The organism is Autumnicola edwardsiae, from assembly GCF_031846505.1.
Lineage (GTDB): Bacteria > Bacteroidota > Bacteroidia > Flavobacteriales > Flavobacteriaceae > Autumnicola > Autumnicola edwardsiae.
This window is the reverse complement of the sequence record NZ_JAVRHP010000316.1, coordinates 1-403: the sequence shown is the minus strand read 5'-3', so window position 1 is coordinate 403 and position 403 is coordinate 1. Positions and strand designations below refer to the sequence as shown.

Genomic DNA, 403 nt, shown 5'->3' with positions numbered 1-403 from the left:
GGTTATGAGTTTTCAACCTCCACCCTTCAAATACACTTAAAATACCTGTTTTTCAATGATTTACGATTATTTCAATATTTTTCAATATTAAAAAATAAGGCTTTAAACTAATAAATGTTGTACCTATGTTGTACCCATAATTCACTATATTTATAATTCAATGTATTTATTATGGCAACCATTAGAGCAGTTTTACGCAAAAAAAAGAACTCAGAAAATAAATTTCCGATAGCAATTAGGATCACAAAAGACAGAAAAAGTACGTTTCTGGGTACCGGTCAATATATTGAAGAAAAATACTGGGATAAAACAAATAGGTGTGTGAGGAAAAAACATCCTAATGCCAATTACATCAACAATTTTATTATATCGAAAATTGCCGAAGCAAATAAGAAAGTTCTCG

Annotated in this window: 1 pseudogene; it reads left to right on the top strand. The window is 29.0% G+C overall.

From position 1 onward, the window contains the following. Nucleotides 1-171 precede the first annotated feature (171 nt). Nucleotides 172-403, top strand: a pseudogene (locus RM529_RS17840) (Arm DNA-binding domain-containing protein); the annotation flags it as partial.